Genomic DNA, 23,730 nt, shown 5'->3' on the forward strand with positions numbered 1-23,730 from the left:
ACCAGACGTGACACGGCCAGGATAGGCGGCTAGTGGCTCAGGAGATGATCCTGGCGGATGGCCGATGCTGCCGGCACTCTCTAGGGACAATCACAATCGGACCCTCTTGGCCTGGGCATTGTGCGTACCGAGCGCGTCATCTTCAACGGCGCCGCCATAGCTGTCCACGAGTGCGCAGCCCTCGTAGGCTGAAGCCAAAGGAGATCACCGAATGCCAGCGGATCTTTCGAATCCGGCCGATTCCGTCGGCGAGCTCTTCGACACCGATGAGTCTGTGCGCCGGGAATTTCAGAACGCAGTTGCAGCCGCAGCCGTCACCTTCGCCGAATCCTTTGCGCCGGCATTCAAGTTCTTCCTTCAGTTCGAAAAGCCACAGATGCTGGATGCGCTTCTCGAACTCGCAGTTCTCCCAATGCATGCGATTGGAGGTGATCTCCAACTCGTTAGACCACCGTCGCTCTAGGACGGCACGCAGCTCGCGCAGCGCCTCGCGCTGGGTGAGCTGACCGGCCCAACTGGTTCGGCGGACGAGCACACCAATCCCTGGGTCAAGACTGCAGACGGAAAGCGCCGCTACGAGCCCGACTACGGAACTCTGTGCCAGCTTCTTGGAGTGCCGTTGGCCCTCAAGGCAAATACCCAGTCCGGCGTGCCGGCGCTCGCCCTCGACGTTAGGCTCAGCTACGAATTGCGGCGAGCGGGCTTCGGGCCCGACCAAACTTAGCCGCGCCCGGAACACCCGCGCATCCTTCCGGCTTCTGTGACCGACAGCCTCAATGCCGATTCCTCCCGCCCGATCATGGCCAGCCGAGCCTGGTCCGCTGAACGCCGCCCCCCCCCCCCCCCGCTGGCCGTGTCCAGCTCATAGCTGGAAATGAGTCTTGAGCTTTGGCCCCAGGAAAGCAAAGCGGGCCAGCCGGGACTCACAAAAAGTTCTGAGATGCCAGACGGTCTTCAACTGAAGGCCGTCCGAAATGTGTCTTGAGCTTTGCTGCTCTAGGCCTTGTGCAGCCTCAGCCAACCCGACTGGCGTTGACTGCGACAGGCGGCTTGTAGCCCGGCGCTACGACTGCGTTGGACGCGCCATAAAGCACCAGCGGGTCGCGCAGCCACAGGGTGTATTCCTTGCCTTTCAAGCTATGGTCAGGTGAGCAGTCGACACTCCAGCGACGAAGCATGTACCCGACGTTTGCTGCGCGCGCCCTGACCCTGAGAACACCATCGGGCATGTCGTAGTCCATGAGCGCGATCTCCGGACGTTCGAAGTTCGGATGCGGCACAAGCTCCAACTCGATGACGCGGTTCCACTGGTGGTCGTTCTCTGGCGTCTGCTCTGGAGGGATGGGGCCGTCGAGGATGGATACGTTCTTCATTCTCGTCAGCACGCAGTCGTGGAAGGCGGCTTTGTCCCGGTCGTAGGCTCGAACGTGCCAACGCACTCCGCTGTCGACCAAGCTAAGCGGAACGAGGTCCTTCTGTGACTCGCCACTCGTGGTTGAGTGGTAGGTCAGGCGTACCGCTTTCTGCCCATGGATTGCCCTGGTGATCGGCGCCAGCACGTCTAGCTTCGGCAAGCTGAGTGCGGCAGGAAATTCACAGCGGATGAGAGACAGCGGGTCACTGTCCAGGCCCTGACCGAATCCTTGGGAAAGGGCTGTCAGCACCCGCAGTGGGTCGTGCTTGAACACAGGTTCGAAGCCGTCCTTTGGCGTGTAGTGCTTGGCTGCTGGGTCGAGGGCTAGGTTGTCTTTAGCGATCTCGCGATAGGTCGCGATGTCCCTCGTCGCACCCGCTGGGCCGGTGCCGAACCTCTCGATGAGGTCTGCGCGACGCAGTTCCCCTAGGAAGTACAGCCGGAAGTCGATGTAGGCCAAGCGTTCCAGCTGGGTTCGCGGAAGGCTCGCCAAACGGTCGCGGTTCACCGTCGATGTGATCATGTGCCCATGGTACCACCACGCCGGACATAAAAACAGCGTTGCGCTAATCAAAATGATCACGTATCATAACCTCATTCGTAACCAAGGCCGGCCAGGCGGGCTTCGACCGCAGCGCTGAAAGGGCAGGAAATGCAGTTTGTTCACCACGATCTCGGGTTCCGGGCTCAAGGGGCTGTTGTTGAGGTCTCGTTGACCGGCAACGCGGCAAATGTTCGTTTGATGGATAGCTCAAACTTTTCCAACTATCGCAACGGAAGGCAACACCGCTTCTACGGCGGGCTGGCCGAGCAGTCGCTGGTACGTCTCCAAGTGCCGCATTCCGGGAACTGGCACGTTGCCGTGGACATGCAAGGGCTGGGCGGCTCCGTGCGCTCGTCCGCGCGCGTGATTGGCTAAGTGCTGAACTGACAGGAGCAAAGCATGGCATGCGCGAATGAACACAGTGCGTTCAACCTGGTGGCGGTTTCAGTGGCCACCGCACTCGTCGAGGGACGTGATGGTCGCCCTCTGACGGTCGCACCGATGGCGATGGGCTTCACGGCGGCCTGCTTTCCCTCGTTGCCCGATCTCATCGAGCCGGCGCTTCATCCCAACCATCGCAAGTTCTTCCACAGCTGGGCCGTGGTCGGCTTGCTGGGATGGGGGATCTACCGGCTCTACGACTGGAAACCCGAGGAAGGGTGGGAGCAGCTCGTCCGAATGGCGGGCCTTGCACTAGGGGCCGCCTACCTAGCCCATCTCGCCCGAGATGCCTTCACCACCAAATCGCTGCCGCTCATTTGAGCGGCCTCGACGAAAGCAACTTTCTAGGAGTACCTCACATGGCTCAATTCACTACTCGCGTTGTTCTGCACAACGCAGACTGGAAGAACTACGAGGCCCTGCATGGCTACATGCAGTCCGCGGGCTTCAAGCGCACGATCACTTCGGATGACGGCACCACCTATCACCTCCCGGACGCTGAATACGACTACTCCGGCACGGCCACCAGGGCGCAAGTGCTCGAGAAGGCAAAAGCTGCTGCGGCTCGTACAGGCAAGACTTACTCTGTCCTGGTCACTGAGTCCTCTGGTCGCACCTGGTCGGGCCTGACCAAGGTTTAAGGCAGTAGCTGGCGGCTACTTACATCGCGCGGGTTCCGGCACCTCATCAGTATTGATGGGGTGCTACCCCAGCGACCCGCTGGGAGGCTGCTTTAGGTAATCGCCTTGTAACGATGGCGGTACTCGGTACCGCCCCCAATGCACGCAGAATAGTTAAGAGGGGGATAAGACATGCAGAACCGTGAATCGGGGCGCCTGTACGCCGCGACTGATGTTGTCAATTTCCTCGAGTGCGAGCACCTGACCTCGCTCGACTTGAGGAACCTCGAGAGCCCGCTGCCGAAGGCGCCGGTTGACGAGTCGACCGCGCTAATTCAGCAGAAGGGCTACGAACATGAAGGTGCCTACGTCCAGCATCTGCGTGACCGGGGCCTCAATGTCGTCGACATTGCCGATGGCAATGAGTCCTTGACGGACAAGGTTGCTGCCACCCTGTCGGCAATGCGGGCTGGCGTCGATGTGGTCTTCCAGGCGACGTTCTTGCATGAGAGCCTCGTTGGCTTCGCCGACTTCCTCATCAAGGTGCCTAGCCCGTCAAAGCTTGGTGACTACAGCTACGAGGTCTATGACACCAAACTGTCCAGGTCGCCCAAGGCAAAGTTCTTGGTGCAGTTGGCCTTCTACTCGGAGCTGCTGACAATCGTTCAGGGTGTGGCTCCGCAGTCGATGCACGTCATCCTCGGTGACCGGACTCAGATGACCTATCGCTGCGCCGACTACGCCCACTACTTCGACGCGTTGCTGGAACGCTTTTTGGCGCGGATGAGTGCGGGGCACAAGGCAACGTACCCGGAGCCTTGCAGCCACTGTGATGTCTGCCGCTGGAGCCATCTCTGCAAAGAGCAATGGCTCAACGACGATCATCTCAATCAGGTGGCCGGCATTGCGCGTGGCCAGATCGCAAAGCTTCAGGAGGTCGGCGTGGACACCATGGCCAAGCTTTCGGAGCTGCAACCCGGGAGTCCGGTCGCAAAGATTCCCGTGGCGACGCTGGAGAAGCTCCGCCATCAAGCTCAGCTCCAGGTCGAGGCCCGGCGGACCGGCAAGGGCAAGGTGGTGCTTCTGCCCGAAGAGCCAAAACGCGGATTACGCCGCATGCCCGTGCCGAACCCGGGCGACATGTTCTTCGACATTGAAGGGGATCCGCTCGAGGAGGGCGGCCTGGAGTATCTGTTTGGGCTGTACTTCAGCGACGCGGGGAAGTGGGTGTTCAAGGGCTTTTGGGCCCACAGCCGACAGGAAGAACGCGTTGCGTTCGAGCAATTCGTCGATTTCGTAGTGGCGCGCCTGAAGCAGTACCCTGGAGCGCACGTCTACCACTATGCAAAGTATGAGGAGACGGCGCTCAAGAAGCTGATGACGCTCCATGCGACCCGCGAGGCCGAGGTCGATAACTGGCTGCGCCTGGGTGTGCTCGTAGACCTTTACCAGGTCGTGCGCGAAGGCATCATGGTTTCGGAGCCTCGCTACTCGATCAAGAACATCGAGCACTTCTACCTGGAGGCACGTGAAGGCGACGTCACCAATGCCGGCGCTAGCATCGTCTAGTACGAGCGTTGGAAGGAAACCGGCGACCAGGCGCTGTTGGACTCCATCGAAAAGTACAACGAAGACGATGTTCGGTCTACGCAGGAGCTCCGAGACTGGCTCTTAACCTTGCGACCTGACACGATGCCCTGGGCTACGCCTGGGGCAGTTGGCGGCTCAGCTGCTACGACGGACGGCCAACCGTTGAGCGATGCAGAAGCGCGCTTGGTCCCTTATCGAGCGGCATTGGTGGAGCCCTTGCCTGTGGATCGACTGAGCTGGACACCTGAGGAGGCCGCGCGAGAGCTGGCCTACCAGCTGTTGGACTATCATCGGCGCGCGGACAAGCCGGCCTACTGGGCCATGTTCGCGCGCATGGAGATGAACGAGGACGACCTGCTGGAGGATCCTGAGTGCCTGGCCGCGCTTCGGGCGGATCCAAACAATCCGCCCGTCAAGGACAAGAAGTCGTACGTCCATACCTACACGTACCCCATCCAGGAGACGAAGCTCCGCGACGGCAGCAGCGTCACGCGCGCTGACAACGGGGACGCATACACCGACTTTGAAATGGACACGGAGGCGCAGCTCGTCCGTTTCAAAGTTGGTCCGACGAAAGAGGCACCGCCTCCTCACCTGAGCCTCGGCCCGGGCAAGCCCATCTCCACCTCGGTCATCAAGGTGAATCGCCCCGGGTTTTGAGGAGGCTCCAACTCTGGAGAATGGAGCCATGAAGAAGTCCCCGAAGTTTTCGCCCGAGGTGCGTGAGCGTGCCGTGCGCATGGTGCTGGAGCACCGAGCAGAACATCCGTCGCAGTGGGCGGCCATCGAATCCATCGCCGACAAGATCGGCTGCGTGCCGCAGACCTTGCACACCTGGGTCAAGCAGCACGAGGTCGATGCCGGCCAGCGAGACGGTGTCTCGACTGCGGAGGCTCAGCGCATCAAGGAACTGGAACGAGAGGTGCGCGAGCTGCGCAAGGCCAACGAGATTCTGAAGCTGGCCAGCGCGTTTTTCGCCCAGGCGGAGCTCGACCGCCGCATCAAGTCCTGAAGGCGTTCATCGACCAGCACCGCCAGCAGCTTGGGGTCGAGCCGATCTGCCGCGTCCTGCAGATTGCCCCATCGGCTTACTGGCGCCACGTCGCTTGTCAGCGCAGCCCGGCCTTGCGCTCTTTGCGAGCCCAGCGCGATGTGCAACTGCTACCGCAGGTGCAGCGCGTCTGGCAGGCCAACCATCAGGTCTACGGCGCCGAGAAGGTCTGGCGCCAGCTCAACCGCGAAGGCGTCGCCGTGGCGCGCTGCACCGTCGAGCGGCTGATGCGCCAGCTCGGGCTGCAGGGTGTGCGCCGAGGCAAGGCCGTGCGCACCACCATTCCCGATCCCAAGGCGCCATGCCCGTTGGACCGCGTCAATCGGCAGTTCCGGGCCGAGCGGCCGAACCAGCTGTGGGTCTCGGACTTCACCTATGTCTCAACCTGGCAGGGCTGGGTGTATGTGGCGTTCGTCATCGACGTGTTCAGCCGGCGCATCGTGGGTTGGCGTCAGAGCAGTTCGATGCACACCGAGTTCGTACTCGACGCATTGGAGCAGGCGCTGTACGACCGCAAGCCGTCCGATGGCCTGGTGCATCACTCCGACCGCGGCTCGCAATACCTGTCAATCCGGTACAGCGAGCGATTGGCCGAGGCCGGAATCGAGCCCTCAGTGGGTTCCAAGGGCGACAGCTACGACAACGCACTGGCCGAGACCATCAACGGGCTGTACAAGGCCGAGGTCATTCACCGGCGCGGGCCTTGGAAGACCAAGCAGGCGGTGGAACTGGCAACACTGGAATGGGTCGCCTGGTTCAACCATCACCGGCTGATGGGGCCGCTGGGCCATGTGCCGCCTGCTGAGTTCGAAGCCAATTACCATCGTCACCGCGCTGGTCAGGCCGCGACCGCCTGACTTAAACCAACAGGCCTCCTCGGAACCCGGGGCGATTCAGCACTTTCGCTGGCGAAGTTCTGGAGTCGTGCCCATTTCCCGTCCACTCGAAAGCCCAGCGGCCGACCGCCAAGGCGGGTTATTACCGATGCTTTGAAGACGGTGTACTGGACGTACGGGGTGAGTGCCGCCTTCAACGACGAGGACTACAAGGAGCTGGAGCGCCGCTTTGCACCGCACAGCGCGGCTTGCAACAAGGTCGACCCCGTCTTCACCAACTTATGGTTGGGCTATTTCTTGGGACGGCACCGGCCCACGCGCATCCTCGCGGCCGTCGAGCGCGCCCACCCAGGCGCCAACGAATGTCTGCGTAGCCCGCTATGGCCGGCACTGACGGATCGCCAGCTGACGCGCTCACAGATCAACAGGCTGCTGCGGCAGCTTGAGCCTGAGATTCGCGATGTCGTTTGGGCCAGTTCGCAGAATGGAACGGCCGGCGCGAAGCAAACGACGATGCTGGAACTGCGGGCCCGGCTAGACGCGTTGGCCGCCGAGATCTTGCTGCTGCGCCTGGCGCATCTCGACGGCCGACATGAGGCTGCATTTCAGTGGGGCCGAAGCGTGTGGCGGATGATGGTCCTGCTCGGCCCAGCGCTAATCTGCGGTGGCATCGCACAGGCGCTGGCCGACCTCTTGGAGGAAAGGATCATGCCGATGGCGCGCCGCAAGGGCGCCCACTACGGCTTCCCGCCCGGCCACTATCTCCAGGTCGTGTCTAAGTTCGTGCTAGCGATACGTCGTGTCGCAAAAGGCTCGCCAGAGCTCAAGACCGACCGGCAGCTGCTGCGCATAGGCCAGGACCTCTTGGGTTCTAAGTGGGGGTTCGGATACTTCTGGGCATTCAACCCCGTTCCGCTGCTTGATGCCGGCGGGTTGCAACGGGCTGACTTCTCGCCGGCCGCCTCGGTTGAGTTCGACCTCGCGTCCGAGCACCTGAATCTTCATCGCTGGGGCTTGAACGTGCACTGCCTGGGCGGGCATCGAAATAGCCCACCGGACGCAGCGTCTAGCGGTGAAGATCTCTGGGCTATCGATCCCAACGATCCATACGTGCTTTTGGAACCGGAGCCATTTCGAACGCGTCAATTCAGTTGAACAACCTCCGCTACAGCTGGTGCGCGGCAGGCAACCAGTAGCGTTGTACGCTGATCCGCACCAGTCGCGTGTTGCATGGGGCTGTCCTACGCTCAGCTAGCTTACTACAGGAAACGCTGGCTCTGCCTCCACCAGCAGACAGACGATAGTCCAGAGAAGCCGTCCCGACGTGGCACGCCTATGCATTGCGCGCAACGCGCGTTGTAGCGGGCCGACGGGATCGTGCGGCCCCGGCCGTATTGACTACGCCAGAGGAAGTTCCTCCTGCGTCTCCGCAACCTCAAGTTCCAGCAACGAGTAACGGGCCAGCTTTGGCACAGCGCCAGGCAGCCACCCGCCGCTTTCCGCCCTCATCAAATTGTTCGCAATCAGTTCGGCAAGCAGCGGCGGGAAAGCATTGCCAACCTGCATGCACTGATCTTCACGAGCACCTATAAACTCAATCTCGTCCGGGAATGTCTGAATACGTGCGGCCTCGCGCACTGTGAGCGCTCGGTTGAGCCAGGGATGAATAGGGAACGCGTTGTGCCCAGGCACCATAGTTGACGCCGGCTTGTTCCGGTGAAGGCGCTTGAAGACGTGGCTGAAGTTCTTCACTTCATCGGTTCTGTATCCCTTACGAAGCTCCGCGGGAAGAGCCTCAACGTCGAGCTTGCCGCCTTCCGGAATCCGTTTGTAGCGCTCTACCTGCAAGGGCTTGTGATTCATCGGAACGTGGCACGTCTGCCTGCGATAGCTTGCATCGTCCGCAAGGTCGCCGATAGCCTCGCCAACAGTCCTATATGGCTTTTGCCAGTCCTCGGGCGAAGCGTGGAACTTCCGCTTAGGCCATGGGATTACGTGGCCCGTGCGGTTTGCGATCAGAACGAACCGTTTCCGAAGCTGCGGCACGCCATAGTCAGCCGTGTTGAGTATTCGATGCTCAACATTGGAATACCCGAACCGTTTAAGTTCTGCCACGACTTGCTCGACGAACCAACCATCATCTAGCGACGCAAAGCCAGCCACGTTCTCCATCACCACCCACCGTGGATTGAGCTTCGCCACGGTATCAACGAATGAGAAAACGAGACGATTGCGAGGGTCCTCGCGCGGATTGAGGCCGAGCCCATCAGCCATGCGGCGCTTTCCGAACATCGAGAAGCCTTGGCATGGCGGACCGCCCACGACCACGAACGGTTCTTGCCCGCCGACGCTTTCGACGATGGACTGTTGAACCTCCGGCAACCCAACATCACCAAGAATGAAGGGGACGTTCGGGTAGTTGTGCTCATGCGTGGCGAACACCTTTTTGTTGTTGTCCGCACAAAGCAGCGGCCGCAAGCCGGCACGGGCGAAGCCGATCTTGAAACCGCCAGCGCCTGAGAACAGGTCAACGAAACCTGGGGCATCCTCGGCGATGTGCGCGGTCAGATGCAGCGACGCCTTTCGCGGAACTGGCGGTTGCTTGGGCACAAGTTGCTCTCTGGCATGCCGCAGCTCTGCCATAGCTCCCTTCAGCGGAAGGATGCGCTCCCAAACCGACTGGGCAATGACTTTTGCCAGAAGCGGAGGTACAGCGTTACCAACCAAAATGCACTGGCGCCGTCTGTCCCCGGTGAAGATGTAGTCGTCTGGGAATGATTGAATACGCGCAGCTTCGCGCGGGGTGAGGCTACGGTGTTGCGTCGGATGAATGGGTAGCGCGTTGTTGCCTGGCACGATAGTCAGTGCCGGAGCTTTGCGGTGAAGTCGCTTGTAGGTGCTGCCAAAGTTTTCGCGACGGATATCCTCGGGAAGCTCCGACGCCGGGGGCAACATGCCTCCCTCTTTGATGAGCTTGTAGCGAGCAACGACCTTGTCGGTGTGCTTGAGTTGAATGTGATTTGGGATGCTTTCGCCGCGCCTCGCGAGATCCATGATTGCCTTGCCAACCGTCTCGTAAGGCAGTCGGTCGGGACCATGCGTCTGAGCGGGAAACTCGTATTGAACCCGGGGGTCCGCGAATGCGACGAAGAACGCCCTTTTGCGAAGCTGAGGCACGCCGTAGTCGGCAGCATTCAGCACAGAAAAGTTCACGTGGTAGCCGATGTCCTTCAGGCGTGCAATGATGTAATCGCGATAGCGACCGTTGTATTCGGTCGCGATCGCACGGACGTTTTCAATCACGACCGCCTGCGGACGCAGCCCTTCAATGATGCGAATGAATGCGTCAACAAGATCATTCCGGGGATCTGCCGAGAGCCGACTTCCGAGTGTCGAGAAGCCCTGACACGGCGGCCCGCCTATCACCACATCCGGCCTGCGTCCTTGCGTTGCCTCGGCAATTCTGTCGACGGTCAGCTTGCGAACGTCCTCCAGGATGAATGGCACTCCCGGCCAATTGAGCTGGTGCGTGGCTTCGGCCTCAGGCTCGAAGTCTGATGCGGCCAAGAGTTTGAACCCAGCCTGCCGAAATCCCAGGTCAAGCCCGCCTGCCCCGACGAACAGCCCCACGGCGGTCGGAACACCCTTGACAGTGCGCGCCCTCGTTGCTCGGGCTGCACCTGACTCGGCTTGATAGTCGTTGTTGCTTTTCATTTGAACTGCTTCATAGGTCTACATTGAGGGCCTGCACGACCTGCTCCCAGTCGATAGGAATGCCGACGCCGAGCCGGTGCCTCGTGGAGCTAACGAACCCATAGTTGCGCAACAGGGTCAGCTCCACCTGGAACGTGGTGCGAACTCGGGGACGGGCTCTTCCAGACACCTTTCTCATGACCCTAAGTTCGTCGGTTAGCTTCGTTTCCAGGTCTTGCAGATACTCCCAATAAGACTCTTCGGTAAACACGGGCATGCCGCCAGGCCCCGGCTTCGTGTAGGCGAGAGGGTTCTCGGCGAACTTGCGCTCGGACAGGCGATTGATGTAATGCAAGAACGACGCGTAGCGCCCGGTCTGGATGAGCGTGGCGCCCATGTAGTCGATGGCGGCACGGGAGTTGGCTCCTCCATACCGTTCACAGATAGTCATGAACCGGTAGCCCTGGTCCGTTGGCAATCCGTCGTCTTCGATCCACCTGAGCTGAGCCAAAGCGCTGTCGATGTCTTCGCGGTAGCTGTGTGCCCTCGCACGCACGCCCTGCTTATCTTGGCCGCCTCCAGTAGCAGAGATTCCGCCGACAAATGCTTCCCAGCCCTGCGCCTCACTAATCTCACCGCGGTTCAGCATGCCGGCGATGGTCTCTTTGAGGCTATTGACTCGCCCTTCCCAAAGTTGGCTGAAGTCCGTCCCATCTTCACGAAGGATGCGAGTCCTAGCGCCAGGCGCTGAATAGACTCCTGCTTCAAGTTTCCAAGGCGTCAGCACCGCTGGCGTCGCTAGCCATTCGAGCCAGAAGAATTGCCAGACCTTGGTCAAAAACTTGTTGTCCGCAGTGTTAGTTATGTACTCGATTGGGTCCCTGCCGGGGGCCAGTCGACCAATAGCGGCCACGAGTTCGCTCCTGAGCGTGGGCCGCGGAGCGGTAGGGTCTGCGGACAGCCGCTTCGCGACCTGGAGAAAGCGAAAAAACGCATCGCGGGTGGTCGAGCCTTCCCGCATATGGACCCACTGGGTCTTTGGCCCTTGGTTGGCCGGCCGCAGATGCACACGACCAGCGTCGAACACCAGGGGTCGAACACATTGAATTCGCCCGGCAAAAGGTGTTGGGCTTGTGGTGTCTGGTGGCGAATAGCTAAAGACTGCAATCGCCCGGCTGCCGCTGATCGCGTTCAAGACATCACGGACGTATTCAGCCGGCGTCGGGTGAGAGCTGTATCGCCCTGGGATGACGATTGCGGCCCCGCTGTAGCCTTTGTGCAAGTAGCCATGCGCTTGGCCAATCGCCGTCAGCAGGCCATGAATACCTTCCTGAGGACGCTTGTATTCCAAGGCTATGGCACGCTGGGTCGAAGTGCCCCCTTCAAGAACGGACACCAGACCATCGGCCTTCGGCCACCCCGCCGCCGACGGCTCGTAGGAGGCCGAGGCGCTGATCGAAGCGGGTAGCGATGCGGCGTCGTAGCAAAGCCCTGGGTCGGCCACGAGCATGCGGGCAACCTCTGAGGCGGCAAAGTCGGCTTCAGCGTTGTGGTCGTATGGCATTACTCAGCGGACTCCGTCTGCGCGTCATCGCTCACTTGGACTGCCTCGTCGGTCTCATTCCGAATCGCGCCGGCCGCACTTACGACCGGTGCGAAGAGCGACCCTTGCACGCCAGAGGTGCAGTAGTCCCCCGCATTACGTATGAACCAATCCTTAAGGGTGCTACCCGACAGCGCTAAAGCGGCATAAAGCTCACGCTTCAGTGCCGGGTCAACCTCGATAACGATCCTGCCTGACTCACCTTTTGCCATCTTCCTATGTTACATGAGGCACATAACATTGCGTTGAGAAGAACACGCATCTCAAACACTGTAAATAAAATCAGTATAAGGCAGTGAGCGGCTGCTTGCAGCGGGGGAAAAAACTCATGGATGTTGCTGAGGCCATGCCTGCCATCCGCGAGCATCCGCCTACGCGGAAGCGAAAACCTTGTTTCCAATCAACAACTTGCAATCGCTTTGGCACCCGTCGCGGATGCTAGAACGAGTTCAAAGTTAAGCGCAAACAGTTCCGAACTCAGCGCAAACCGACAACCCCTCCGCTTCATCCCCCCTTTTCTGCAGTCTGTCGCGCCCGCCTTGGGCGGCCACGGTCGGCTTGTTATGGTGTGCTACATCAGCAACACACCGGCTTCGGCCTCGACCGTTATGCAAACCTGGAACGACTCTGCCCCCATCTACCAGCAGCTGGCCGATCGCCTGGCCGTGCAGTTGCTGGATGGCTCGCCGCCTGAGGGCGAGGCCCTGCCTTCGGTGCGCCATCTGGCGAGCCAGTACCTGATCAACCCGCTGACGGTGACCCGGGCCTTGCAGGCCCTGGTGGACAACGAGCTGATCGAGAGCCGCCGCGGCCTGGGCATGTATGTGCGCAGCGGCGCCCGCGAGCGATTGCTGAAAGCCAAGCGCGAGCAGTTCCTGCACACCGAGTGGCCGCAGCTGCGCGACAAGCTGCGCCGCCTGGGTCTGAGCGCCCAAGACCTGAACTGGGAGGCCACATGAGCACCGTTGCCGCCACAATCGCCCACCCCGCACCATCCACCCTTGCACCCTCCGCCACCATGAGCCACTTGATCGAAGCCCGCGACTTCAGCCTTCGCTACGGCCGCAAGACTGCCGTCGACAACATCAGCTTCAACATCCCCAAGGGCCGGGTGGTGGGCCTGCTGGGCCACAACGGCGCCGGCAAGACCTCGCTGATGAAGGCCATGGTGGGCCTGATCGGCGGCACGGGTGAGCTGAAGGTGCTGGGCCTGGACCCGCGCAATCAACGTGGCGAGCTGCTGGAATCGCTGTCCTACATCCCCGATGTGGCGGTGCTGCCGCGCTGGGCGCGCGTGCACGAGCTGATCACGCTGATGAGCGGCCTGCAGCCCAAGTTCTCGGCCGAGCGCGCCCGCGCCCTGCTCAAGCGCACCAGCGTGGGCACGCAGGACAAGATCAAGAGCCTCTCGAAAGGCATGGTGACCCAGCTGCACCTGGCCTTGATTGCCGCCATCGACACCAAGCTGATGATCCTGGACGAACCGACGCTCGGCCTGGACGTGATGTCGCGCAAGAGCTTTTACGAGATGCTGATCGACGAATGGTGTGACGGTGAACGCAGCGTGATCATCTCGACCCACCAGGTCGAGGAGATCGAGACCCTGCTCAGCGACGTGATGATGCTGGACGAGGGCAAGCTGGTGCTCAACATCAGCCTGGAGGCCATGGACTCGCGCTTTGTCGCCCTGTCCCACGACGCCTCGGCCGCGGACGCGGTGGCCTCGGCCCACCCGCTGCTGCGCTACCGCCAGCAAGGCCGCCCGGCCGCGCTGTTTGATGGCGAGCCGCCCGAGCATCTGCAGGCCCTGGGCCAACGCTTCCGACCCAGCCTGGTCGATCTGTTCATGGCCCTGACGCGCAAGCCCGAGCTGCGTGCCCGCCAAGACTGACCGAATCCCTGCCCGCCCAGCCGAGGAGAACACACACCATGTCCACCCAACACTTCCAAACCCGCTTCAAGACCCTGCTGCAACGCGAATGGATGCAGCACCACAAGGGCTGGCTGATCGCCATGCTGGCACTGCCTTTGATCGCCTTGCTGGCCCTGCCCTTCGGCGGCGTGCAAATCGGCGAAGCCAAAGACCTGCCGCCGACCGAAAGCGTCGGCGCCATCATGGCAGCGACCATGCTGGCGGTCTGGGGCATCACGCTGCTGATGACTGGTTTCTCGCTGCCCGGCCTGGCCCGGCGTGACCACCAGGACCGCTCGATCGAGTTCTGGCTGTCCCTGCCGGCCAGCCACAGCGAAAGCCTGATCGCCACCCTGTTCATGCACACCATCTTTGTGCTGGTGCTGGCTCTGGGCGTGGGCTTGTGTGTCGGCGTGGTGATGGCCTTGGCAATCACGCTCAAGCTCGGCGGCTTTGTCGTTTGGACCCAGGTGTCCTGGTACCAGCTGGTGCTGCCGGCGCTGGCCGTGCTGGCCCGCATGGTGCTGGGCACCGTGCTGTTCACGCTGTGGATGGCGCCGATCTTCATGAGCTTCATGGTCGCCGCTGCCTGGCTCAAGCGCTGGGGCGTGCCGGCCGTCGTCACGGCCGTGGTGACGGTCGGTGTGATCCTGCACAAGGTCTATCTCAACCCCATCGTCTGGACCTTGCTGGCCGAGCAAGTGCAGGGTGCTGGCTCGGCCTTCTTCGATGCCATGCACCTGATCGGAGAGGAAGAGGCCGCCAAGATCGAAATTCGAGGCGTTGCCGATGTGCTGAACTGGGCGGGCCAGGACGCCGCCGCGGCGCTGGCGCAGACCGCCTCGCCTCATTTCGTCGGCGGTCTGGTGGTGGCGGCGATTTGCTTCGGCCTGCTGATCCTGCATCGCCGCAACTCTCACTGAAGCGCTCCGAAGCTCACACGAGGGCTTCGCCCGCCAAGCACAAAGCCCGCCGATTGGCGGGCTTTTTCATGGGCGAAGCGATGGCTCAGGCGGCTGCGGAAGCGCCCAGCGCGCCCTCGTCCTTGAGCCCGCCGCTCAACACCGCCGCCGCCATTTCCTTGCGGTAGCGGTTCAGCTCCTGCACGCTGGCGAAGCTGCGCTCCATCAGGAGGCTCATGTTGTGCAGGATGCGGTCCACCACCTTGTTCTCCCAGACCGAGTCAAACTGTATCTGCTTGTCCAGCCAGTGCTCCAGCCACTCGGGGTCGGGCAGGCGGCTCTGGATGGTGTCGCGCGGGAACAGCTGCACATTCACATGGAGGTTGGTCGGGTGCAGGGCCTGGGCCGTGCGGCGCGCGCTGGCCATCAGCACGCCCACCTTGGCAAAGGCAGCACGCGCCTCATCGCCAAACTTGAGCATGGCCCGTTTCATGTAGCGCAGGTAGGCGCCGCCATGGCGGGCTTCGTCGCGCGCCAGGGTTTCGTAGATGGCGCGGATCACCGGCTCGGTGTGCCACTCGGCCGCGCGGCGGTACCAGTGGTTGAGGCGGATCTCGCCGCAGAAATGCAGCATCAGGGTTTCCAGCGGCGGCGCCGGGTCGAACTCGAAGCGCACCTCGTGCAGCTCATCTTCGGTGGGCACCATGTCCGGGCGGAATCGGCGCAGGTACTCCATCAGCACCAGCGAGTGTTTCTGTTCCTCAAAGAACCAGACGCTCATGAAGGCCGAGAAATCACTGTCGTCCTTGTTGTCACGCAGGAACATCTCGGTGGCCGGCAGCGCCGCCCACTCGGTGATGGCATTCATCTTGATGGTGCGGGCCTGGTCATCGCTGAGCAGGCTGGCGTCGAAGGCATCCCAGGGGATGTCCTTGTCCATATTCCAGCGCACCGCCTCCAGCTGCTTGAAGAGCTCGGGGTACAGCATCGTCAGTCCTCCTGGGTTTCTGTGTGGGTTCGCGGGCGGGCCAGCCGGCTCGGCCGCGAGCGCAAGAGCTCGTGGTGTCGTTCGATGTGAGGCCTGAGTATGACAAGCCATGAGCCACTCGGCAGGGATGCCCTGCTCCGCCCCCCGGTCTTCACGGTCTTGTCGCAGGAAATCAGGAGGCTGTCAGTCCGCCGCGCCACGCAGCCACGGCCGGCGCCACCTGATCGAGCTCGGTCAAATGCTCCAGCCCGGGCAGGCCGGACTTCCGCTGCAAGGCAGCCGCGCTGCCGCCGGCCCACAGGGCCACACGCTCGGGCAGCGCAGCGCGCAAGTCCCGCAGCTGGCGCTGCACCTGGGCGGCATTGAGCAGACCGCTGAAGCTCAGGGCCAGCACATCGGTCTCATGGGCCACTGCGGCCTTGACCAGCTCGCTGGCCGGCGTCTGTACACCCAAGGACAGGCACTGGCAGCCTTCCAGCGCCAGCAAGGCCTCCACCATCAGCAGACCCAGGCCATGAGGCTCGCCCGGCAGGGTGCTGAGCAGCACCCGCGGCCGCTCGCCCAGGGCAAAGGGCGGGATGGCTTGAATCGCCTGGCGCAACACCTGCTGCAGGGCCTCGCTGTAGCAGTGCTCTTCGAACACCTCCAGCTCGCCACGCATCCAGGCCTCGCCCACACGCACAGTCAACGGCGCCGCGACCTCGCGCACAAACGCGCCCAAGCCCAGGCGCAGCAGGGTCTGAGCCAGCTGGCGGCGCAGGTCCAGCACCTCATGGCGGCGCAACATCTGCAAGAACTCGTCCAGATCGACGCCCAGGGCGGCGGCAGCGCCACCATCCGAACGAGTGTCCTTGCTCAGCTGCAGCAGCTCTTGCAAGGCTTCGTCGCTAGCCCCCACCACCCGGCCGGGGCGATGGCCCGCGTCCAGCAAGCGCTTGAGCAAGCGCAAGCGCTGCACCTGCTCCGGCGGGTACACGCGTTCGCCCAGCGCATCGCGCAAGGGCGCCGGGAAACCGTAACGCCGCTCCCAGATGCGCAAAGTGTCCTTGGCAATGCCGGTGTCACGTTCCACCGCGGCGATGCCCGGCAAGCCAGCGGCGGCGTCACCAGCGCTCGCCGCCTCGGTCGCCGCCGAGGGCGGGCGGTCCGGAAGGCCCAGAACCTCAGCCATGCAGGCGCTCCTGGTTCATCCGCATGCGTAGATTTTTGTATTGGACAAACATAGGACAAATTTCTTGAGATGCCCTAATATAGATAAAGAACGAAGTTTTGACTAGGACAAACTATGGACAACATCTCCCGCTCGCACTGCGCCATCGCCCGCCCTGCTCCGGCTCACCGCGCTGCTGCGCTGAGCTGCGGCGCACTGGCCACCGCCCTGGCGCTGGCGGCCTGGGTGTCCCCCGTCCGCGCGGCGCCCGCTGCGGCGCCGGCCGCTTCTGCCAGCGCCAGCTGCCCCGAGCTGCTGCAGCGCGAATTCCCACGCCTGCAGGACGAGAAGCCGCAGGCCCTGTGTCAGTACGCCGGCAAGGTGGTGCTGGTGGTCAACACGGCCAGCTTTTGCGGCTTCACCTCGCAGTACAAATCACTGGAAACCCTGTCCAGCCGCTACGCCCCGCGCGGCCTGGTGGTGCTGGGCTTCCCCTCGAATGACTTCGGCGGCCAGGAGCCGGGCAGCAACAAGGAAATCGCCGAGTTCTGCGAGAACACCTTCAATATGAAGTTCCCCATGTTTGCCAAATCGGTGGTCAAGGCCGGCCAGAGCGGGCTGAACCCGCTGTACGCCGATCTGGGCAAGCGCACCGGCCAGACACCGAAGTGGAACTTCCACAAATACCTGGTCTCGCGCGACGGCAGCGAGATCAAGAGCTTCGGCTCCATGACCGACCCGCTGGGTCAGACCTTCACCCAGGAACTCGAGCGCCTGCTCGCCAAACCCTGACGTCCGTCTGACCGTTTGTTTTTTTGCCGCACCGCCATGCCCCACTCTGTCGCCTTCAAGCCATCGCATGTCCCTCTTTTGGGCGACAGCGCTACCGGTTTTTTTACCCAAACTACAGGTCTTCTGAGTCGCCTGTCCCAGGATGACGCAGGCTTGTGTAAAGCTTTGCAAACCAGCGCTGCGGCTTTCGCGCAAACGAATACTTCGGTAGGATGCAACCGATTCCAGTCGCAAGATCTCCCCTGTGTAGGGGCTGAAATCTCGGAGCCGTTTTCCTCCTCCTCCCTCCCTCCCTCGTTGGCTCCGAGGCGTCTTGCGACTTCTTTTATTCCCAGGGCTTCCAGCCACGCTGGAAGCCCTTCTCTTTTGCGCCAAGCTACGGGCGCCGCCGACAGTCACGCCACTGACTTGCTGCCGTGGTTGCGCCAACTCGGCGCGCCGCAGTTCCCCGACGCCCTGCCCCCGAACGCGCGCCGCGTGGCCGTGGTCGGCTCCGGCATCGCCGGCCTGTCGGCCGCGTGGGCGCTGAGCTCGCAAGCCCGCGTCACCCTGTTCGAAGCCAATGACTACTTCGGCGGCCACACCCACACCGTCGATGTCGAGCTGCAGGGCACGAGCCACGGTGTGGACACCGGCTTTCTGGTCTTCAACGAGCGCACCTACCCGCTGCTGATCCAGCTCTTCGGGCAATTGGGCGTGGAGGTGGCGCCCAGCGATATGTCTTTCTCGGTGCAAGCGCCGGGCAGCCAGCTGGAGTGGAGTGGCAGCAACCTCAACACCGTGTTTGCCCAGCGCCGCAATCTGCTGCGGCCGGACTTCTGGCGCATGCTCAGCGATCTGACGCGCTTCAACCGCGTCTGTACCGAGCTGGCCCGCAGCGGCCAGGAGCGCGCGCTGGCCCAGCCCATCGGCGAGTTCCTCGACGAGCAGCGCTTCAGCGCCGCCTTCCGCGACTGGTACCTGCTGCCCATGGTCGCCTGCATCTGGTCCTGCCCGACGGCGCAGATGCTGAGCTTCCCGATCAGCACCTTGATCCGCTTCTGCCACAACCACGGACTGCTGCAGGTGACGAACCGGCCGCAGTGGTTCACCGTGCGCGGCGGCGCACGCCATTACGTCGACAAGCTGCTGCCCCGCATTGCCGATGCGCGCCTGAACAGCCCCGTGCAAGCCGTCAGCCGCCAGGCCGACGGCAGCGTGCTGGTGCATTCCAAGGCGGGCAGCGAACGCTTTGACGCGGTGGTGATGGCCAGCCACAGCGACCAATCGCTGCGCCTGCTGGATCAGCCCAGCGCGCTGGAGCGCCAGGTGCTGGGTGCCATCGCCTACCACCGCAACCGCGCCGTGCTGCACACCGACGCCGGCCTGCTGCCGCAACGCCAGCGCGCCTGGGCCGCCTGGAACTACGAACATGGCGGCAGCCGCCCCGGCGCCGAGCAAAGCGCGGTGTGCCTGCACTACTTGCTCAACCGCCTGCAGCCCCTGCCTTGGCAACAGCCGGTCGTCGTGTCGCTCAACCCGGTGCGCGAGCCCAAGGCCAGCCAGGTGCTGGGCGAGTTCGACTATGCCCACCCGGTGTTCGACCGCGCTGCGGTGGCCGCGCAGAGCCGCGTGGCGCAGATGCAGGGCGAGGGCCAGGTCTGGTTCTGCGGCGCCTGGACGCGCTATGGCTTCCATGAAGACGGCCTGCTGTCCGGCCTGGGCGTGGCCCGGGCGCTGACTCAGCGCTGGGCGGAGCAAGCGGCATGAGCGAAACGGCCGCCGGCACCCAGGCCTGGCCGCAGCAGGCGCTGATCGGACGCGGCGGCGTGCGCCACCGCCGCCTGCGCCCCAGCGACCATGCCTTTGCCTACGGCAGCTATTTCCTGATGCTGCCGATGCGACGGCTGCGCCAGGATCCCTGCACCGCCCTGCACCGCAACGGCTTCGGCTGGCTGAGCTTCCACGATGCCGACCACGGCGATGGCGGCCCCGACGCCCTGGCCTGGCTGGAGGCGCTGCTGGCCCGTGAAGCGGTGGAGGATGCCGACGGCGAGATCTGGCTGCACTGCTTCCCGCGCGTGCTCGGCTATGCCTTCAAACCGGTGAGCTTTTGGTACTGCCAGCGCCGCGATGGCAGCCTGGCGGCCATCGTCGTCGAGGTCAACAACACCTTCGGCGAGCGCCACTGCTACCTGCTGCAAGGTGAGGGCTTGGCCTACGGTCGCGAGCTGCAAGCGCGCAAGGTCTTCCACGTCTCGCCGTTCTGCCGCGTGGCCGGTGGCTACCGCTTTCGCTTCATGCACAGCAGCCGCGGCGGCGCCCGCACCGTGGCTCGCATCGACCACGAGGATGAAGCCGGCCCGCTGCTGCAAACCAGCGTCAGCGGCCAGCTCCAGCCACTGACCGAGGCCAGCGCCCGCGCGGCCTTTTTCGCCATGCCGGCGATGAGCCTGATGCTGATCTGGCGCATCCATTGGCAGGCCCTGCGCCTGGCACTCAAGCGGGTGCCTTTCTTCGGCAAACCTGCCGCCCCTGAAACTCTGGTGACCCGCTGAGGGTTGCAAGCCTGCAATGAACACAAGCACGACGCTCACGCAAAGAACCACCCTGCCCAGCGACGCCCCGGCCGCCGCGCGCACCGTGTTCCGCCTGCTCGGGCATCTGCGCCACGGCAGCCTCGATGTGCAGCTGCCCGACGGCAGCAGCGCCCATTTCGGCGGCAGCGAAGGCCCACGCGCGGCCCTGCGCATCCGCGACTGGGCGGTCTGCGCCGCAGCCCTGCGCTCGGGCGATATCGGCTTTGCCGAGAGCTTTGTGGCCGGCCACTGGAGCACGCCCGATCTGCGCGCCCTGCTCGAGCTCTTCGTGCGCAACCGCGAGGCGCTCGATGCGGTGATCTTCGGCTCCTGGTGGGGCGCCCTGCTGCACCGGGTCAAGCACCTGCTCAACCGCAACAGCCGCGCCGGCAGCCGCAAGAACATCCACGCCCACTACGACCTGGGCAATGCCTTCTACCGGCTCTGGCTCGACCCGAGCATGAACTACAGCAGCGCCTGGTTCGCAGGCGACTCGCAGCGCAGCCTCACCGAGGCCCAGACCGCCAAGATGCGCCGCGCGCTGGAGGAATGCCAGATCGGCCCGGGCAGCCGCGTGCTGGAGATCGGCTGCGGCTGGGGCGCCGTGGCGGAAACAGCCACGCGCGACTTCGGCGCCCACCTGACCGGCGTCACCCTGTCCAGCGAGCAGCTGGCCTGGGCACAGGAGCGACTGGCCGGGGCCGGCCTGGCCGCGCAGGCCGACCTGCGTTTCCAGGACTACCGCGACATTGCCGATCCGGCCTTCGATGCGGTGGTGTCCATCGAGATGTTCGAGGCCGTGGGCCGCGAATACTGGGATGGCTACTTCCAGACCGTGGCCGCCAAGCTCAAGCCCGGCGGCCGCGCCTGCATCCAGACCATCACCATCCGCGACGATCTGTTTGAGCGTTATGCGCGCTCCAGCGATTTCATCCAGCAGTACATCTTCCCGGGCGGCATGCTGCCCAGCCCCAGCCAGTTCCGCGCGCACGCGGCCAAGGCCGGGCTGCGCGTGGTCAATGAGCTGGCCTTCGGCCAGGACTACGCCCGCACCCTGCACCAGTGGCGCGAGGCCTTCCTTCATCAGGAGGGCCCGGTGCGCGAACTCGGCTTTGACACCCGCTTCATGCGGCTCTGGGAGTTCTACCTGGCTTACTGCGAAGCGGCCTTCGCCGCCGACAACACCGATGTGATGCAGTTCACCCTGCTGCGAGAGGGCTGAGACCATGCGGCGCCGCCCCCTGCTTCTTGCGATGCCCGGCCTGCTGGTCCTGCCGGCCCACGCGCAGCGCAAGCGTCCAGCCGAAGTGCCGGAGGCGCTGCGCCTGCAGTCGGAGGCGCAGATGCGTTTCTTCGGCCTGCGCATCTACGACATCCGGCTTTGGGTGTCGGAGCACGTGAACGCGGACAACTGGTCGCGCCAGACCCTGGCGCTCGAGTTGGAGTACGCGCGCAGCCTGAGCGGCCGCGAGATCGCCAAGCGCTCGCTGGTGGAGATGCGGCGCCAGGCCGAGATCAGCGAGGAAAAAGCCCAGCGCTGGCTGGCCGAGATGGAGGCTGCTTTCCCCGACGTCAAGGCCGGCGACCGCATCAGCGGCCTGTTCGAGCCGGGGCGCGGCGTGCAGTTCTTCGTCAACAGCCAGCCGCGTCGGCAGATCGCCGACGCCGAGTTCGCCCGCCTGTTCAGCGGCATCTGGCTGGCGACGCAAAGCTCGGAGCCCGGCATGCGCGAGCAACTCTTGAAACGCCCGGCCGACAGCAGCCAGGCCCGTGGCGAACACCGTGGCCCAAGCAGCCGAGGTTGAAACCCCGAGCGCCGGCCTGGGCCGCGGCCGCGCGGCCGGCCTGCGCTATGGCGGCCTGGGCTTCCCGCTCGCCTTTGTGGCCCTGCCGCTGTACGTCAGCCTGCCGGCTCACTACGCCCAGAACTACGGCATGCCGCTGGCCTGGCTGGGCGCTCTGCTGCTGGCGGCACGCCTGCTCGATGCCTTGGTCGACCCCTGGATCGGCCGACTTTGCGACCGCTGGCTGAACGAACACCCACGCCGCGTGCTGCCGCTGATGGCCGGGGCAGCTGCCGCCCTGGGCGCAGGTTTCTACGCCCTGTTCTTTCCGCCACTGCGCGAGCCCCAGGGCTTGCTGCTCTGGTGCGGCACCTTTCTGCTCGTCTGCTATGGGGGCTACAGCCTGCTCAGCGTGATGCACCAGACCTGGGGGGCACGCCTGGGCGGCAGCCCGGCCCAGCAAACCCGGGTGGTGGCCTGGCGTGAAGGGCTGTCCCTGGCTGGCGTGATCGCAGCCAGCCTGCTGCCCGGCTGGATCGGCCTGGCCGGCACGGCCACCGTGCTGGCGGCCGCCCTGGGCCTGAGCCTGCTCCTGCTGCGCTGGGCACCGCGCGCCCTGGCCAGTGGGCCGGCGGCGCGCGCGCGGGCGATTCAGGTGTGGGCCTACCGCGGCTTTCGCCGCCTGCTGGCGGTGTTCCTGCTGAACGGCATTGCGGCGGCGATCCCGGCCACCTTGCTGCTGTTCTTTGTGCGCGACCGGCTGCAAACGCCGCAAGCCGAAGGCCTGTATCTGGCCAGTTATTTCCTGGCCGCCGCGGCCTCCTTGCCGCTGTGGCTGCGCGGGGTGGCGCGCTGGGGTCAGGCCCGCAGCTGGGGCCTGGGCATGGTGCTGGCCGTGGCGGCGTTCGCCTGGGCGGCGGTGCTGGGCACAGGCGACCAGATCGGCTTTGTGGCGGTCTGCCTGGCCAGCGGGGCCGCACTGGGGGCGGACCTGGCTATTCCGGGCGCCATGCTGGCCGGCGTGATCCAGCGTGCCGGTTTGCATGCCCGCGCCGAGGGCAGCTTCTTCGGCTGGTGGAACGCCGCCAACAAGCTCAATCTCGCGCTGGCCGCCGGTCTGGCCCTGCCCCTGCTGCAGCTGCTGGGCTACACACCGGGCGCCCGCGACGCCCAGGCGCTGAACGCCCTGACCCTGTCTTACTGCCTGCTGCCCTGCCTGCTCAAGCTGGCGGCCGCAGCCCTGCTCTACCGCCATTGGATACGCCCGCAAGGGGAGGACCTGCCATGACCACGACCCCCACGACCCGATCCCACCGCCGCCTGCTGCTGGCGGGCGCCGCTGCGGGCGCCCTGAGCCTGCTGGCCGGCTGCGCCTCGGCACCCCAGCCGGAGGACTACGCGCGCGAAACGCCCACGCTGGATCTGCGCCGCTATTTCAACGGGCCTCTGATCGCCCACGGCATCTTCACCGACCGGGCCGGCAAGGTGCAGCGCCGCTTCATCGTCAAGCTGCAAGGCACATGGACCGGCGACACCGGGGTGCTGGAAGAAGACTTCGAATACAGCGACGGCAAGCGCGAGCGCCGGGTCTGGACCCTGAAAGACCTGGGCCAGGGCCGCTACAGCGGCACCGCGGCCGATGTGCTGGGCGAGGCCCAGGGCCATGCCGCCGGCAATGCCCTGCGCTGGGCCTACACGCTCAAGCTGCCGGTCGATGGCAGCGTCTACGAGGTGCAGTTCGACGACTGGATGTACCTGATGGACGAGCGCACCTTGCTGAACAAGGCCAGGATGAGCAAATTCGGCGTTACGCTCGGGGAAGTGACCCTGTCGTTCCAGAAACTCTGAGCGG

Annotated in this window: 22 protein-coding genes, 1 pseudogene and 1 other annotated feature; of the genes and pseudogenes, 17 read left to right on the plus strand and 6 right to left on the minus strand. The window is 63.9% G+C overall.

Annotation, left to right across the window (positions count from 1 at the left end; genetic code table 11):
* Positions 1-142: 142 nt before the first annotated feature.
* Complete coding sequence (locus tag C1O66_RS13750; RefSeq protein ID WP_133155216.1) at positions 143-439, minus strand: hypothetical protein; 297 nt, start codon at positions 437-439, stop codon at positions 143-145.
* 574 nt (positions 440-1,013) lie between these two features.
* Complete coding sequence (locus C1O66_RS13760) at positions 1,014-1,937, minus strand: WYL domain-containing protein (protein ID WP_102768399.1); 924 nt, start codon at positions 1,935-1,937, stop codon at positions 1,014-1,016.
* Positions 1,938-2,066: 129 nt separating this feature from the next.
* Here C1O66_RS13760 and C1O66_RS13765 point away from each other — a divergent pair, with 129 nt between their 5' ends.
* The 7 genes and pseudogenes from C1O66_RS13765 (at position 2,067) to C1O66_RS13795 (ending at position 7,651) form a co-directional block, all read left to right on the plus strand.
* Entirely contained in the window at positions 2,067-2,333 is a 267-nt protein-coding gene (locus tag C1O66_RS13765; RefSeq protein ID WP_102768400.1) for a DUF1883 domain-containing protein, read from the plus strand.
* A 24-nt stretch (positions 2,334-2,357) separates the two neighbouring features.
* Positions 2,358-2,720 (plus strand): metal-dependent hydrolase, encoded by a 363-nt coding sequence (locus C1O66_RS13770; protein ID WP_133155217.1) that lies wholly within the window; start codon positions 2,358-2,360, stop codon positions 2,718-2,720.
* Between the two features lie 38 nt (positions 2,721-2,758).
* Positions 2,759-3,040 (plus strand): DUF2622 domain-containing protein, encoded by a 282-nt coding sequence (locus C1O66_RS13775; protein ID WP_102768402.1) that lies wholly within the window; start codon positions 2,759-2,761, stop codon positions 3,038-3,040.
* Between the two features lie 171 nt (positions 3,041-3,211).
* Positions 3,212-4,678, plus strand: a pseudogene (locus C1O66_RS13780) (TM0106 family RecB-like putative nuclease); the annotation flags it as partial.
* Positions 4,679-4,831: 153 nt separating this feature from the next.
* Positions 4,832-5,269, plus strand: coding sequence for a Mic1 family protein (locus tag C1O66_RS13785; protein WP_243392893.1), 438 nt, complete (start codon positions 4,832-4,834; stop codon positions 5,267-5,269).
* A gap of 28 nt (positions 5,270-5,297) precedes the next feature.
* Positions 5,298-6,517 (plus strand): IS3 family transposase gene (locus tag C1O66_RS13790; RefSeq protein WP_102766725.1). Its coding sequence is split into 2 segments (ribosomal slippage): positions 5,298-5,586 and positions 5,586-6,517, totalling 1,221 coding nucleotides; the frame shifts between segments, so codons are not numbered across the junction.
* Positions 5,576-5,692 (plus strand) — a sequence feature (AL1L pseudoknot). (Overlaps the previous gene by 117 nt.)
* Positions 6,518-6,676: 159 nt before the next feature.
* Positions 6,677-7,651, plus strand: coding sequence for a hypothetical protein (locus C1O66_RS13795; RefSeq protein WP_133155218.1), 975 nt, complete (start codon positions 6,677-6,679; stop codon positions 7,649-7,651).
* 243 nt (positions 7,652-7,894) lie between these two features.
* On the opposite strand, the gene C1O66_RS13800 is transcribed toward C1O66_RS13795, so the two are convergent.
* The gene (locus C1O66_RS13800) at positions 7,895-10,210 is read right to left on the minus strand and encodes a DNA cytosine methyltransferase (RefSeq protein WP_102768406.1); all 2,316 of its coding nucleotides are present in this window, start codon (positions 10,208-10,210) and stop codon (positions 7,895-7,897) included.
* A 10-nt stretch (positions 10,211-10,220) separates the two neighbouring features.
* Positions 10,221-11,753, minus strand: a complete 1,533-nt coding sequence (locus C1O66_RS13805) for a hypothetical protein (RefSeq protein ID WP_102768407.1) — start codon at positions 11,751-11,753, stop codon at positions 10,221-10,223.
* A 647-nt stretch (positions 11,754-12,400) separates the two neighbouring features.
* Between C1O66_RS13805 and C1O66_RS13815 the strand changes: the two genes are divergently transcribed.
* From C1O66_RS13815 to C1O66_RS13825, 3 genes are read left to right on the plus strand one after another with little or no spacing between them, the layout of a single operon-like run.
* Complete coding sequence (locus tag C1O66_RS13815) at positions 12,401-12,751, plus strand: GntR family transcriptional regulator (RefSeq protein WP_171827125.1); 351 nt, start codon at positions 12,401-12,403, stop codon at positions 12,749-12,751.
* Complete coding sequence (locus tag C1O66_RS13820; RefSeq protein WP_102768410.1) at positions 12,748-13,683, plus strand: ABC transporter ATP-binding protein; 936 nt, start codon at positions 12,748-12,750, stop codon at positions 13,681-13,683. The genes C1O66_RS13815 and C1O66_RS13820 overlap by 4 nt, the downstream gene beginning before the upstream one ends.
* Positions 13,684-13,721: 38 nt before the next feature.
* The gene (locus C1O66_RS13825) at positions 13,722-14,627 is read left to right on the plus strand and encodes a hypothetical protein (RefSeq protein WP_102768411.1); all 906 of its coding nucleotides are present in this window, start codon (positions 13,722-13,724) and stop codon (positions 14,625-14,627) included.
* Between the two features lie 85 nt (positions 14,628-14,712).
* Here C1O66_RS13825 and C1O66_RS13830 read toward each other — a convergent pair whose 3' ends face one another.
* Together C1O66_RS13830 and C1O66_RS13835 are read right to left on the minus strand one after the other, a co-directional pair.
* The gene (locus C1O66_RS13830; protein WP_102768412.1) at positions 14,713-15,594 is read right to left on the minus strand and encodes an acyl-ACP desaturase; all 882 of its coding nucleotides are present in this window, start codon (positions 15,592-15,594) and stop codon (positions 14,713-14,715) included.
* 172 nt (positions 15,595-15,766) lie between these two features.
* Positions 15,767-16,765, minus strand: a complete 999-nt coding sequence (locus C1O66_RS13835; protein WP_102768413.1) for a MerR family transcriptional regulator — start codon at positions 16,763-16,765, stop codon at positions 15,767-15,769.
* A gap of 114 nt (positions 16,766-16,879) precedes the next feature.
* Between C1O66_RS13835 and C1O66_RS13840 the strand changes: the two genes are divergently transcribed.
* The 7 genes from C1O66_RS13840 (at position 16,880) to C1O66_RS13870 (ending at position 23,726) form a co-directional block, all read left to right on the plus strand.
* The gene (locus tag C1O66_RS13840) at positions 16,880-17,536 is read left to right on the plus strand and encodes a glutathione peroxidase (protein ID WP_102768414.1); all 657 of its coding nucleotides are present in this window, start codon (positions 16,880-16,882) and stop codon (positions 17,534-17,536) included.
* A 456-nt stretch (positions 17,537-17,992) separates the two neighbouring features.
* On the plus strand, positions 17,993-19,285 hold the full coding sequence (locus C1O66_RS13845) for an NAD(P)/FAD-dependent oxidoreductase (protein WP_243392882.1): 1,293 nt from the start codon (positions 17,993-17,995) through the stop codon (positions 19,283-19,285).
* The gene (locus tag C1O66_RS13850; RefSeq protein WP_102768416.1) at positions 19,282-20,073 is read left to right on the plus strand and encodes a DUF1365 domain-containing protein; all 792 of its coding nucleotides are present in this window, start codon (positions 19,282-19,284) and stop codon (positions 20,071-20,073) included. Before C1O66_RS13845 ends, C1O66_RS13850 begins: the two co-directional genes overlap by 4 nt.
* Positions 20,074-20,089: 16 nt before the next feature.
* The gene (locus tag C1O66_RS13855) at positions 20,090-21,316 is read left to right on the plus strand and encodes an SAM-dependent methyltransferase (RefSeq protein ID WP_102768417.1); all 1,227 of its coding nucleotides are present in this window, start codon (positions 20,090-20,092) and stop codon (positions 21,314-21,316) included.
* Positions 21,317-21,320: 4 nt separating this feature from the next.
* The gene (locus tag C1O66_RS13860; RefSeq protein WP_243392796.1) at positions 21,321-21,899 is read left to right on the plus strand and encodes a chalcone isomerase family protein; all 579 of its coding nucleotides are present in this window, start codon (positions 21,321-21,323) and stop codon (positions 21,897-21,899) included.
* The gene (locus C1O66_RS13865) at positions 21,865-23,166 is read left to right on the plus strand and encodes an MFS transporter (protein ID WP_341476781.1); all 1,302 of its coding nucleotides are present in this window, start codon (positions 21,865-21,867) and stop codon (positions 23,164-23,166) included. The genes C1O66_RS13860 and C1O66_RS13865 overlap by 35 nt, the downstream gene beginning before the upstream one ends.
* Entirely contained in the window at positions 23,163-23,726 is a 564-nt protein-coding gene (locus C1O66_RS13870; RefSeq protein WP_102768419.1) for a DUF3833 domain-containing protein, read from the plus strand. The genes C1O66_RS13865 and C1O66_RS13870 overlap by 4 nt, the downstream gene beginning before the upstream one ends.
* Positions 23,727-23,730 lie beyond the last annotated feature (4 nt).

The organism is Paucibacter aquatile (genome assembly GCF_002885975.1).
GTDB classification, from domain to species: Bacteria; Pseudomonadota; Gammaproteobacteria; order Burkholderiales; family Burkholderiaceae_C; genus Paucibacter_A; species Paucibacter_A aquatilis.

Excerpts from the sequence above, each read along its gene's own strand:
- C1O66_RS13760 (WP_102768399.1), bottom strand. The coding sequence starts at position 1,937 with ATGATCACATCGACGGTGAACCGCGACCGTTTGGCGAGCCTTCCGCGA.
- C1O66_RS13765 (WP_102768400.1), top strand. The coding sequence starts at position 2,067 with ATGCAGTTTGTTCACCACGATCTCGGGTTCCGGGCTCAAGGGGCTGTT.
- C1O66_RS13770 (WP_133155217.1), top strand. The coding sequence starts at position 2,358 with ATGGCATGCGCGAATGAACACAGTGCGTTCAACCTGGTGGCGGTTTCA.
- C1O66_RS13775 (WP_102768402.1), top strand. The coding sequence starts at position 2,759 with ATGGCTCAATTCACTACTCGCGTTGTTCTGCACAACGCAGACTGGAAG.
- C1O66_RS13800 (WP_102768406.1), bottom strand. The coding sequence starts at position 10,210 with ATGAAAAGCAACAACGACTATCAAGCCGAGTCAGGTGCAGCCCGAGCA.
- C1O66_RS13805 (WP_102768407.1), bottom strand. The coding sequence starts at position 11,753 with ATGCCATACGACCACAACGCTGAAGCCGACTTTGCCGCCTCAGAGGTT.
- C1O66_RS13815 (WP_171827125.1), top strand. The coding sequence starts at position 12,401 with ATGCAAACCTGGAACGACTCTGCCCCCATCTACCAGCAGCTGGCCGAT.
- C1O66_RS13820 (WP_102768410.1), top strand. The coding sequence starts at position 12,748 with ATGAGCACCGTTGCCGCCACAATCGCCCACCCCGCACCATCCACCCTT.
- C1O66_RS13825 (WP_102768411.1), top strand. The coding sequence starts at position 13,722 with ATGTCCACCCAACACTTCCAAACCCGCTTCAAGACCCTGCTGCAACGC.
- C1O66_RS13830 (WP_102768412.1), bottom strand. The coding sequence starts at position 15,594 with ATGCTGTACCCCGAGCTCTTCAAGCAGCTGGAGGCGGTGCGCTGGAAT.
- C1O66_RS13835 (WP_102768413.1), bottom strand. The coding sequence starts at position 16,765 with ATGGCTGAGGTTCTGGGCCTTCCGGACCGCCCGCCCTCGGCGGCGACC.
- C1O66_RS13840 (WP_102768414.1), top strand. The coding sequence starts at position 16,880 with ATGGACAACATCTCCCGCTCGCACTGCGCCATCGCCCGCCCTGCTCCG.
- C1O66_RS13850 (WP_102768416.1), top strand. The coding sequence starts at position 19,282 with ATGAGCGAAACGGCCGCCGGCACCCAGGCCTGGCCGCAGCAGGCGCTG.
- C1O66_RS13855 (WP_102768417.1), top strand. The coding sequence starts at position 20,090 with ATGAACACAAGCACGACGCTCACGCAAAGAACCACCCTGCCCAGCGAC.
- C1O66_RS13860 (WP_243392796.1), top strand. The coding sequence starts at position 21,321 with ATGCGGCGCCGCCCCCTGCTTCTTGCGATGCCCGGCCTGCTGGTCCTG.
- C1O66_RS13870 (WP_102768419.1), top strand. The coding sequence starts at position 23,163 with ATGACCACGACCCCCACGACCCGATCCCACCGCCGCCTGCTGCTGGCG.